The sequence below is a fragment of the Aminobacter sp. HY435 genome, from assembly GCF_027568395.1.
Classification (GTDB): domain Bacteria; phylum Pseudomonadota; class Alphaproteobacteria; order Rhizobiales; family Rhizobiaceae; genus Aminobacter.
In genome coordinates, this window is sequence record NZ_JANKZL010000004.1 from 219,774 (window position 1) to 232,582 (window position 12,809).

Consider the following 12,809-nt stretch of genomic DNA (forward strand, 5'->3'; position numbering starts at 1 on the left):
TCAATAGAACGCGATGTCATCGTCGGTGCCCCGCCCTGCGACGAAGCTGTTCGTCTTGTTGTCGAACAGCAGCACGTCAAGATCGAACAAGGGGTCGACCTCTTCCTGTTCGCCGACCCGCAGCACGATATTTCCGCTGCGGATTCCAGCGATAATGTCCTTCGGCGATCGTGTATCAAAGGCCAGCGCCTGAAGCGGCGAAAGGCCAGCCGGCGCCGAACGCGGCACATCCTGATGCGTCAGGGAAGCCGGGTCGGCCCCTTTCACAAAATTGCGATCCACCTTCGAAGCCCAGACCAACTGCTGGGTAATGGAACTGACATTGCGCGATGTCGTCGACATGCCCGCTGCGGGCGCAGGAGTTGCCCCCACCCTGACGATATTCGTGGCGCTCGGATTGAGCGCCCCGACAGCGTTGGCGACATGCACGCCAATGCCTCCAGTCAAAGGACTTATCCACGACCTGCCAAGTACCATGCTGCTGGACGAGGCATCGAGCGTCTGCCGGACGATATCCTGCCCGCCACCCGCTTCCAACTTGTCACGCAAGCGATCAAAACCATGAAGGTTGATGCCCAGGCCGCCATTGACCGTGTCGTAGCCGGCGCCACCCGAAAGCTGGTCGTTGCCTGCAAGGCCTTCGATATAGTCGTCGCCCAGCAAGCCGTAGAGGATATCGTCGCCAAGCTCGCCAGAAAGCCGGTCCGCGTCCACCTTGAACAGCGAAACCCGCGTGACGTCGCTCGATGCAGGACCATGCAGGAAGCCATGCATGCCGAAGTTGTAGACGTAGCGCAGCGTTGCCGTCAGCGTGGCGCCAGTCTCTCCGACCGGCAATACGCGCATCTTTTCTATCATGCCCGCCTGGCCGGTGGGATCGACGACCGGCAAGATCGCTGCCATGTCGCCGAACACGATATCATTTCCCTTGCCGCCGTAAATTTGATCACTGTTGAGCACAATGAAATCAAGCGCGGGACGCTGCGACTGGCGTGGATCGCCGCTGTCGAGGAGCCAGGCGTTGACCGAACCGTTGCTCGACCAGTCCTTTGTCCCGGCTGCGGCGAGCCTGGACTGAACACCCCACGCTTCAGCCCTGGCGGACGCGCCACCGATGTTGCCCAGATAGAGCCGGTCGATGACCCTGAAGAACGCATCCTGCAAGCCGTCAGCGATGCTTGCCTGACTGGCCGATGTATGGCCGATACCCATCATCGGTTGCTCGATCAGTCCGACGTCGCCAATCAGCACGTCGCCATCCTGATTGCCGTAGATTTGGTCATTGCCGATGCTCAGGCCATAGCCCAATCCGTTGCCAAACAGCCAGTCTCCAGCCTTGTTGACCGTAGCGTCGATTGCATGATCACGCGCGATGTGCGCCAAAAGGCCCGAGGTGCGGCTCTGATCCTGCGTTGCAAGCGCAGCATTGATGGCTGCAAGCTCGGCCGCGGTCAGGCTTGCAGGCTTGGCAGCCGTTGCCGACGTGACCAGCGGTATGTTGACCAGGCCGTGGTCACCCACCACCAGATCGGATCCGCTGCCCGCACCGATCGTATCGTTACCCAGCACAAGGCGATGGGTAGCTGTGCGCAGAACTTTCTGGCCCGCGACATATGTTGCTCCACCCGGATTGGTCTTGGTCCCGAAATCGAGCACGACCTTTTCGCCTGCGGCGTGCGCCGAATAGGCGGCGTCGGCTACAACTGTCTGGAAGTCCATAAGCCAGTTGTGGAGCTTGAGGGCGGCAGCTGTTGAGTTGGCGGCCATCAGGACCATCTGGCTCGCCGGAACGATAAGGGTACCGGTATCGCCAAAGATCGTGTCGTCGCCGCCGTCTCCGTAGATGAGATCATTCCCGATTGCGACGTTGATTACCGCGGCGCCCGGCTGAGCATTCAGGGCATTCTGGGCGAAGCCCAGCGATGAGAAATCTATCAGCATGTCCCTGAGCGACACCGAAAGGCCGGCAATCTCCTTGTCGATGACCGAAAGACCGGTTTCGGCGATGGCCGTGATCCTGCCGTCGTCGCCGAAGATGGTATCCCTGCCTTCGCCTCCGAAGATGGTGTCGCTGCCGTAGGCAAGATCGCCAATCCGCGTCACGTCGCCAATCAAGGAAGCGAACACCGAAACACGCTGATTTCCGGGCATGACTATCTGGTTCTTGGCGGAAAATTCGCCAAGGAAACCCGCCGCAGTCGGATAAATTTCGATCTGTGGCATTGTTGCCGTCAGCTCTGATGGCAGCAGATTTGCAGCCGGCACGATCAACTCGCCACCAAACGGAATCGTGACATTGATTCCTTGAACCGCACCGATGATGCGGAACGCATTGACGATCTTCGGCAGGTCGGTGTTGAAGCCGCTGATGTTGGACGCACGGTCGCCGAAGATCGTATCGTCGCCGTTTCCACCCGCCAGCGTATCATTGCCACGCTGCCCGAAGATGACGTCATTGCCGTCATTTCCGACGATGTAGTCGTTGTAGGCAACCTCAAGGTCGAGCCCGACCGCCTGGGTGTTCCATGTACCCGACCCCGACAGCACGTTCGCACCGTTGGCACCGGTGACACCGCCAAGCAGCATGACGTCAGGAGACAACAGCTGTGCCGCCAGACCGTTGCGGGTGATCGTCTTGTTCGAACTGAGCGCCACCATGCCGGTGATTGTCGCTACCTCCTCCAGCACGACGTCGCGATGCCAACTGCCATCGCTATTGAGCACGGCGCTGCCGTCGGCGTTGAAGGCGCGCAGGATCTGGCCGGCGTCGCCAAGGAGAATGTCGTTGCCAGCACCACCATCAATGGTGTCCGCACCAAGCCCACCGACGATCTCGTCGATGCCCGCATCACCGTACAACTTGTCGTCGCCGCGCTGGCCGAAAATGCGGTCGTCACCTGCCTTGCCCCAGATAGAGTCAGCGCCCCCGACATTGTCGATCAGGTCGAACAACACAACTTCTCGCAACAATGAAGGCGCTGTGTTGGGAACGACAGGATTGCGCTGCCAGACAGCGTTTTTCCAACTGGTGCCTCCGGCAAGGCCTCGCGCTATGATTCCGTTGTCGCCCAGGATGACATCATCGCCGTCGCCCCCGGAGATGCCATCCCCCCCGTCGGCTCCACCGACTACGTTGTGGCCGCCGATGATGTCATCGTCGCCGCCTTCGCCGTGCAGGTTATCAGTGCCTTGCTGGCCGACCATGATGTCGTTTCCATCCCCGCCATGGATCGTGTCCCAGGTGCCGCCATGGCCGGCACCCGTATAGATCGACAGGACCCACTGGCTCGGCGGCGCCTTGGCATTGAAGAGGCCGTGGTCGCCGAAGAGGATGTCGTCGCCGGCCAGCCCGTAAACCAAGTCGTTCGCGGTGCCCGCAATGACGATGTCATTGCCCGCACCGGCGGTGATGACGTCACTTCCGCCTCGTGTCGGATCGATCGTCAGGCCGCGCTGCAGGTCGGCCAGTCGTATCGATGCTATGGTAACGATCTCGAATTCAAGCCGGGCGTTGTCGCCGAAGATGATATCGGCACCGCCGCCGGTGGTAATGGTGTCGCCCATCGCGCCGCCAACGACGATCTGGTCGCCATTGCCGGTTGTGATGGTGTCCGATCCGCCCTTGTCGGTATCGATCGAATAGGCCAGCGTCGGCAGCGTATTATCGAACTCGGCATAGGCGCTGTCGCCGAACACCACGCTGCTGCCCGTGCCGATGGCGATCTTGTCCCCGCCACCGCCGCCAAAGACAACGTGGCTGCCGTCGCCGGCAGTTATGTCATCGATGCCGTCATTTGAATCCCAGGCACTGCGAGCCGATGCCAGGCCGCCGGCAAGATATATGGCTTTGCCGTTGTCGCCCAGGATGACGTGATTGCCACCACCGGCATTGATCTTGTCGCCGAATGAACCGCCCATCAGCACATGGTTGCCGCTCAACACCGTGATCGTGTCGGCACCGCCATAACCATGGTCCATCGTTTCGACGCGCAGCCGTTTGCCTGTGTCGTCGAACAAGGCAAAGCCGTTGTCACCGAGGATGACGCTATCGCCATTGCCCGCAGTCAGCGTGTCTGCGCCACTACCGCCGAATATTATGTTCTTGCCCGAACCGGCATTGATGTCGTCGTCTCCGCCGTTGGATGGGTTGCTGGTCGCGACCATCACAACCGTTCGGTCCCGCATCATGTCCAGCGTGCCAACGTCGAGCACCAGCGGTGAGTTCGCGACCGTGGGCATTTGCGCAATGATGCCATGATCGCCGATGATCAGGTCGTCGACGTCCCCACTGGTGATCTTGTCGGCACCGGCAGCTTCGGCAACGCCCTGGGCATTGATGCCATCGTCGTCGATGATGACGGTACGAGTGAGATAGCCGACGTTGAAGGACGAGTCGCCAATGATCCAGTTCTTCCCCGTACCGCCATTGATCGTGTCGTCGCCGGCGCCGCCGGCGATGAAGCTGGTGCCCTTTCCGCCCGTCAGCACATCCTTGCCGGCGCCGCCGTCGATGACCACGACGCCCTTGGCGCCCGACGCATTGATCGTGTCGTTACCGGTGTTGAGGAACAGGTAGGCCGTGCCGTTGGGGACCGATGGCGTCGCGCTGTAGCGCTTGCCATCTGCCGACGTGTCGCCAAACAATACGACGGGGCCGGTGCTGTCGACCACCGTCAGCGTGTCGTCGCCGCCACCGCCATGAACCACCGTCAAAGTGTTCGCTGCCGTGCTTTGGATGACGAAATTGTCGTTGGCCACGCCCAGCAGGACCTCGACGACACCGACGTCTGTGTAGGTGATGCCTCGAGCCACCGGCACCGGCGGCTTGCCGTCATTGTAGTCGACCATCAAAGGGGTAGTCGGCATGCCAAGCCCCGTGATCGTATTCGCAGTGAGTACGCCTGACAGCGGTGCTTGTGCCGTGTCGCTGAACACCACGAGTTGATCGACATCGCCCAAGCCACTCTGGCCGGGGTTCGCGACAACCGGATGATTGACCTCCGTCGGCAGGGCAACGGCTACGGTGAGCGAGCGGTCGGTAGCGCCGACGCCGCCGATGATATGCAGCGGTCCGGCGATGCGGTTGAGTTCGTGCGGCTGCTGCGAGAACACGCGGATGCCACTTGGCGGCGCTTGCACGGTCCCATCGAAGACAAGCGTGACCGTCACAGGCAGGTTCCAGTCGGCATCCGTAAAATCAACGTAGAACTTGCCCGAGCCGTCCTGCTGAACTCTTGGATTCGCCGCCAGGTCTACGCGCGCCTGCCCGTCGATGTTGATGTAGATCCGGACCGGCGCTGTCGGCTTCGCTGTCAGGACGATCTGGTAGGTATCGCTCTCGCCAGCCTGTGAGACAGTGGTGCTGCCGTCGGTTTCGATGATCTCGACTCCGGGCGTCTCGGCGTCGACAACGTCGACATCAACGGCCTGGCTTTCCGCGTTGGCGTAGACACCTCCTGGCGTCGTTTCGACGCTATGCTGGATCGATTGGACAAGGCGATTTTCGGCAACCCCGTCTGCGGTCGAGGTAACCGTGACAATTTGCGCATCGTTCCAGGCGAAGACCCCGTTGCCGGCCACCAAACCGAACTTGATCTCGGTGACGGACAGGTTGAGCTGATTGCCGCTGGTCAGCCTGACTGTAACGACCTCGCCTGCTGCCGGCGGCTTGGTCAGTGCCACGGTGTAGCTGTCGCCGGCCGCATCGCCCTCGCGCACCCCGGTCGAACCGCCGCTTTCGGTGATGAGAACGTCCGCCTTGTCGTCATCGATGACAGTGACCAGCACATTGGGAATCTGGTAGCCGTCGAAGCGGCCCGGCGCCGTTGGCGACAGCGGATTGCCCGCGGCATCCACGTGGATGACCGAATGGCTTATCGCAACCACCGCCTGTCCCTCTTCGGCCAGGTCATCGGCTGCCTTCACATAGATCACCTTGCCGGCAGCCCAGTTGCTGCCATCGAAGGCTACGGTGAGCGATTCTGCGTAGTTGATGCCGTCGAGCGAAACGAGGATCGTCTTGCCGTTCTTGCCGCGCAAAGCGGCCGAAGCCTGCGCCGCCGAAACCGTCACATAGGCAATGGTGCCGGCAATCGGCGCCATAGGCAGGGTCAGCTTGTAGGTATCGAACGAGTTGATGTCGCCCTCGCGCACCTTCAGTCCGTCGGCGATGTCCACGGCAGCGCTCGTGTCGCCCTTTGCGGTCAGGTCGAGCCCCCGCACGAACAGGCCATTGTAGCGCGGATCGGTGCTGGAAACGGTGTGGCTGACGACACCGCTGCCGCCGTTGCCGTCGTCCGAAACCACCGTCTTGGTGACGTCGCCGGCGACGTTGAACGTGTCACTGCCCAGGCCGCCGATGATGGTCGTGACCACATCGCTCGCCGTCGAAAGCACGTAGAAGGTATCGTCGCCCTCGAGCCCATCGACATCGATCGCCTCGGCATTGGCGACGCGGACTGTCAGCCCCGCGCCGTAGATACCATCCTTGGTGATGACGAAAACATCGGCCAGTTCGGTGCCGAGCACCACGACCCTGTCGAAGCCCGCCCCACCGTCGATGCTGACTGGCGCATTGACATTGTACTGGATGATGTCGTCTCCGGCGCCGCCGTTCAGCTTGACGTTGACGCCCTCGGCCAAGGCGAATGCACGGATTACGAATTCGTCGTTTCCGTCCTCGCCTTCCAGCCTGAGATCGGCATGGTTGGAGTAGACGCTGAACTTGTCGTTGCCGTCACCACCATAAAGCACGGCCGGCAGCGTAATGCCCTTCGACAGATAGCCGAGGGTCGTTACGATCGTCTCAAAACGATCCTCCACCGGGGTAATCGCATAGCTGCCGCTTGGATCGAGCTTGCCGTCGGCCCCGACCTTCTGGTCACGCGAACTGCCGAACACCTGGCCGACCTGGAAGAAGTCGTCACCCAGCCCGCCATCGACCGTCAGGATTGCGGCGTTGTCGTCGAAGTAGAAACTGTCATTACCGGCATTGCCGTTGACCACGACGCGCCCGTTGATACTGGCGTTGTAGTTGATGCGTTCAACCGCCGAAGAATACCCGCCACCGGCCAGTGGCCGCATGTTGGCGATGAAGTTCTTGCGGAACAGGAAGCTGTCGGCGGCAGCGGTTCCTTCGATGGTCAGCGTGTCGACACCGTCATTGCTTGCGCCGCTGTCGCGCACGTTCATGACATAGTCCGAGGTGCCCTCGATATTGACGATCACGGCGTCGGTGCCGCCCTGGCCATCGATGGTCAGCTCGTCGCGCAGGTCGCGCCCGTTGGCATCCTTCGCGAAGGCACCTGTCACCGCCACACCATTGTAGGTGTTCATCGTCGGCAGCCTGTCGATGACGATCTTGTCGTTGCTTGCACCGCCGCGAACGAAGGTGTTGCCGCGCAATGCCACCACGTCGAGCAGGATCTCGTCCCTGTCGAGACCGCCATTGACCTCGATCACGGGTGCCTGGAACGTGCCGTACAGCTCGATTTTCGAGCCTGTTCCCGCGTCGGGATCGGCGTTGCCAGGGGCCTGATAGTCGCCGGTGATGACGATCTTGGTCTTGGCGATGATCGTCGCCGTTGCGCTGACCAGCACGTCGTCCCCGGCAAGCAGACGCACCTCGCCTTCGGTCGCCGTAAGCGTGACGCCAGCCGCCACGATGATGTCGTCGCCGTCTCCGGCCTTGTCCACGGCCAAGAATTCCAGCTCGGCATCCTGCACTAGGCTCTTCTCGGTAATCGTGATCGGGCTCGAAGCCATGATGAAGGCGCTGCCGCCGGCAGTGACGCCGGAAATGTCGCTGCGGACGCCACCCACGACCAACGCGCCCAGATTGTGGATCCACGTATTGTTGTCGCGCGACCAGGATTCGAGGTTGCCGACCTGGGTTACCACCCGCTTGCCGCTGGTACCGATGTCGGTGCTGGCAAACAGGTAGGCCCGACGAGAAACCACGTTGGCCAACGCATCGGTGCGGCCATTGAGCATGCTGCCGTTCAAGACGGTGAGGAAGGCAACCGCGTCCTCGAAAGCAGCAGCGTTGAGCAGGCCGGTCTTAACCTCGCGCAGGATCATGTTCCCGGCCGATTCGATCAGGTAGACACTGCCCCTGTCGGTGTAGGCGCTAACCGAACCGGCAGCGGCGAAGGAGCTGTCGATCTCCAGTTCGTCGCCGATTGCCCCGACGTCGATGAACGCGCGCAGCGTCACATGCCTGCCAATGACATCGGCCTTTGTGCGGATCGGCGTGCCATCCGTTTGGAAGCTTGTCGGCAGTTCGGCATCGACGATGGATCCGGCGACAGCCGTCAGGCTGACGTCGCCGTTCGTCGACTTGATGCCACGCACGTTCATGTTGCCATGGGTTTCGGTCAAATAGATCGACCCGGCGGCGGCGGCAGTGATCGTGCCGTCGTTGAGGTGTCCGCTCGTCGTGTTGTTGACCGTCCCGGTGACGTCGATCTCCAGAGCATTGGTGTCGGTGCCGATCGTGCCCCCGGCAGTTAGCAGGACATGCCGCGCCTCGACCTTGGTGGCGTCAGAACCTGCTATTGCATCGAGGATGGAGCCGAGCGTCGACGTAAGAATGGCATCGCCGCTGCGCGAATAGACGGATTCCAGGCGTAGATCTGAAGTCGGCGCCGTGATGCGCACGTCGTCCTGGGCGCGCGCGATCAGCCCGCCCTCGCCGCGCATCGTCACGGTGATTGCCTTGCCAGCTTCGCCGATGTGGCCCTTTCCGGCCTCGAGCAGGATGTCGCGACCGTCGAGATTGACACCTCCGCCCGCCGCAAGACCGTTGGTGATGTTGCCATCGACCTTGATGCGGATCGTGTCACCCGTCGCACCGCCGACGCCGGCAACGATATTGCCCAGTTCTATGCTGCCGTCGGAACCGAGATAGACAGCCTCACCGGCCTTGACCGCCAGCATGCCGGTCAGCGTGACATCGATATCCTCACGACGGTTGATCAGCACCTTGGTCAGGCGCGCCTGCGTGTCCATCGGGTCATCGAGCACCGCGCCGATGTTGACGGTGCTGCCAAGTTCGACAGTCAGCGTCTGGCCATCTTCAAGCGTGATTGTGCCTCCGGACACCGACTTGATCTTGTAATAGACGCTGTCTTCGGTGCTGTTCTGGCTGGTGCCGCCGACATAGATCAGGTCGCCCGCCTTGAACATGCCGGCCGGCCAGTTGCCACTCACCAGCTGGATCGTGCCGTTGTTTCCGACGTTGCCGAAATTGACCTGGGCCAGATCGACAAACGCACTGGCGAACTGGGCGACCCCGACCTTGAGCCCGGTCGCGCTTTCGGCGACGACCGAGTGGCCTTCGATCAACGTGATCTTGTTGCCGACAACCTTGTCGATCTTGAGATAGCCACCGGTGCCGTTGGCTGCGCTGCCTTCGACGTAGATCAGGTCGCCTGCCTTGAACAGGGACGGCCAGTTGCCGCTGGCAAGCGTCAGGGTGCCACGCCCTCCTTCGTTGGCGAAGGCGACATTTACCCCCGACAGGAATTTCGTCGCATCGCCACGGCCTGTTTCGTAGCCGGAAATGAAGATGACATCCCGGCGCTCTGCCGCGGCCAGCGCCACCCGTTCGTCATCGGACAGTGGCTTCTGCAGGCTGCCATCGCCGAGATCGATGACAACTTCGCCCTCGACACTGCCAACCGACTTGGACGTTTCGATCGTGATGTTCTTCGCCGTGATGTTGCTTTGCTCGATCACGACCTCGGTGTCGCTCACCGATTTGGTCAACCCTGCGCTGAACGCATGAAGCAGTTCGTCTTCGGTCCACACCTTGACCGTCGAGATCAGGTCGGCGGCCGTTGCACCTATCGCAAACAGGAACTTCTGCCCGTTGACCAGGTTGGTGTCCTGAGCCGTCTCGTTGAGGCGACCAAACATCTTGTTCAGATCGTGATAGTCGGCGCTCTTGGCGGCGGACAGCGCAGCTTCCTCGGCCGCCTGGCCGTCATCGATGTAGTCTTGCAGATTGTCGTCGACATAGTCGCCGATGCGAGGAGCTACATAGTCTTCGAGACGAGCAGCGACGTAATACGCCAGATAGGTCTCCAGTTCCGGACCTGACAGCCCTGCGGCGCCGGCAGAATTTGCCCCCTCGTCCCGGAGCAACGCCGTGCCCTCTGTCGTGTACAAAGCCCTGGCTGTGGCGCTCAGCGCCTCGATGCCTTGCACTCGCAAGCGTTCGCGGATCACATCGCGCTCGCTCTGCGAGACCGGCACTTCGTGAGCGGTATTGTAGACGGACGGATTCGCCTGCGTGCTGCGATACTGCCAGTAGAGTGCGTAGGCCGCATCGATATCCGAACGCCAGACATCGCCGAAGCCCTCATACTTGTCCTTGAGCAGGAGATACTGCGCGGTACGGCTCGCCTCGGCCGTCTGGATCGCCGCGTCGGCATCGCTGCCATATTGTGCCTGATATGCAGCCCTTTCGGCGTCGGTGAGTTTTACCGTCGTACCATCGTACTGGCCCTTGAAGCGCCAATACGTGTTGTATTCCTGACGGATGCCGGTTTCATAGCTGGACAGGACGGCGTTGATCTTGTCCTGCGCGCCCGTACCCGTCGTCAGCTGGAGGTCGCTCCAGACGCCGTTCTTCAGCTCCTCGTAGGCGCGTTCGTCCTTGACCCTGACATTGTCAGCATCAAGCAGCGAGCCTGCGACGACCTTGATGTAGACATTGCCGGCGGTGGTGATGCGCTCGACGCGCATGTCGCCGTCAATTTCCGAAACGAATACATTGCCTTGCGCGGTGATATTGACGCGATCGCCGTCGGCCACGCCGGAGTTGAGCTGCAGTGTCCTCGCCGTGCTGTTGCCGATGCCACCCAGGGCACCCGAGGGCAGCGTGCCCGCGGCGCCGACATAGTGGTCGGCGATCAGCGTGATGCTGCCACCCTTGACCAGGCCCGGGAGATAGCTGCCACCGAGTTGGTCGGCGACAACGATACCCGCATGGGCGGACAAGAAGACGTCGCCTTGCGCCGCCGCGACCGTATTGATCGACATGTCGCCCGATTTCTCGTTGATGCGAATGTCGCCTCTCGAGGACGTGGCGTTGAGGTAGGCATAGGCCGTGGTCGGCTGGTTTACACCCTTGTAGCCCTCCGGATACTGATCGACGAGGTCGATCTGCATGGCAAAGACGCCGGCGCCGATGCCGTCGTCGGCATCGAGATCGATGCGCACGCCCTGCACCACCGAATTTTCGTTGGTGGCTTCGATGACCGTCTGCGAGACGATCTGGGTCAGGCCCGTATCGTTAAGGATGCCGCCCTCGATCAGCACCTTGCCGGCGCCAGTCGACAGAACCTTGACCGTTGCCTCGGTGTAGCCAAGGAACTCGATTCCCACAGGCCGGTCGGCCTCGATCGAGTGGGTGGCAACCGTGCGCGAGCTGATCTCGGTGATGTATTCTTGCCAGTACGTCTTCTTGCCGTACCAGGTGCTGGTCGTCCACTTGTTGCCTGGCACCTTGCTGGAGTCCAGGATCGTCGTGATGGTCTTGAAGTCGTACTGGGCGCTCACATTGCTTTCGAAGAAATAGTCGCTGCCGGGCACCAGAGTCGGCTGTGTCAGCAACTCTTTGACGCTGCTGTGAAGCGCGCTGGGATCGGCCGCCAGGGCATCGATGCCGATCCACGCCGAGGTCCCGTATGTGTCGGTGATGCGGTCTCGTTGGGTGCTGGCCACCGACCAGCCATAGCGCCACCCCTCCTTGACCTGGTACGACGACAGGTAGTCGAACGCTCCAGCGGTGTTGGTCGGATTGCCGATGCTGCCGCCTACCGGCACCATCGTCCGGTTGAACTTCGGCGCGCCGCTGGTATTCGTTCCCGTCGGCGGCACCATCTGCGGCACGAACTGCGTGACGCGCACGTCGACGCTGCCATTGGGCTTGGTCTGGTACCAGGTCTGCGTATAGCTGCCCTCGACCGCGACGCCGTTTTGAATGACCGCCTTGGCCTTGTCGTTGAGGATGATGGTCCCAAGCCCGCGATCGGTCACATCGATGCGCTGAACGACGACGTCATAGTTGGTCGAATTGTTGACCGTCACATTGACGTAGCCACCAAGCGCCTTGATCTTGCCGTTGCCGGTGTTCATCAGCTTGCCGGTGATGGTGATCGAGCCGCCAGGCGTACGGAACTCCTGCAGGACGACGCGTCCGTTGGCGACATCCCAATAGACCTTGAAGTCCTTGTAGGAAACGGACTTCAGCTCAACCCTCTCGCCCAGATTTTCGCCGCGCGCGATCCTGGCCTTGATGTCTGCGATCTCGGCTTCAGTGTCGCCGTCGATGTCGAGGACATAGTCCTCGTAGCCACTCTGGATCAGGCCGTTGAGGTTGATGTACTCGGCATTGATCGAGATGCGGCTGGCGTAGATGCCGTTGACCGCAGGCTTGGCGATCTCGGAACCGGCAACGCCCGTCAGATCGCTCATCCCGGTGCCGTCGCCGAGGTTTTTCCACGACGCGTATGGATCGCCGCCTGAATGGAAGACGCTGCCCGGCGGCAGATCGATCACCACCATGCCGGCAGTGATGACATCGAGCGTGGCGCTGCGGATACTGGCGTTGATGGTGATGTCGCCGCCCGCGCCGGCCGAGTTGTCGATCGTAACCTTGGCCGTGATCGCGTCGATGTCGCCGGAGATCATGATACCCGGCCATGGCTTGTTGGGACCGCCCACATTCCACGTGTTCTTGATCAGAACCGTGGCCGCCATGTCGGCCACCTTGGTCAAGGTGATGTCGAGATTGGTTCCGG

1 protein-coding gene (only partly in view) is annotated in these 12,809 nt (G+C 61.3%); it reads right to left on the minus strand.

Annotated elements, in window-relative coordinates; translation table 11 throughout:
- Window positions 1-12,809, minus strand: the 3' portion of a protein-coding gene (locus PCJ21_RS06025) for an LEPR-XLL domain-containing protein (protein WP_269930469.1). Its footprint extends 15,625 nt past the window's final position; 12,809 of the gene's 28,434 nt are visible here — the last part of the coding sequence; its start codon lies off the right edge, out of view — the gene reads right to left on this strand; it ends in the stop codon at window positions 1-3.